Here is a 278-nt window from a genome sequence, read left to right on the forward strand (position 1 = left end):
ACACCGTGGAGGCGTGGGGTGATCCGGTCACCACCTGGCGCCATCACGCCCAGATCAAGATCCCGGCGGGGATGGACACGGAACTGGTCCTGGAGGAGGGCGCCCGGCTGTACGAGCGGGCGGCCACCGAAGTCCCCTCCGACCAGCGGCTGATCCTCCTCACCGCGGCCGAACACCTCAGGGACGAGACCCGCCCGGCGACCGCACGCCTCGCGGCGGCCCTGACTCCCGAGGTGGACGGGGTGCTGTCCCGGTATCCACTGCGGGAGTTCGTGACA

Annotated in this window: 1 protein-coding gene; it reads left to right on the forward strand. The window is 70.9% G+C overall.

From position 1 onward, the window contains the following. The coding region (locus H4N64_RS44325) for a maltotransferase domain-containing protein (RefSeq protein WP_186288282.1) at positions 1-278 on the forward strand (278 nt) is incomplete at both ends.

The sequence above is a fragment of the Streptomyces cupreus genome (assembly GCF_014257025.1).
In the GTDB taxonomy this organism is placed as follows: Bacteria; Actinomycetota; Actinomycetes; order Streptomycetales; family Streptomycetaceae; genus Streptomyces; species Streptomyces cupreus.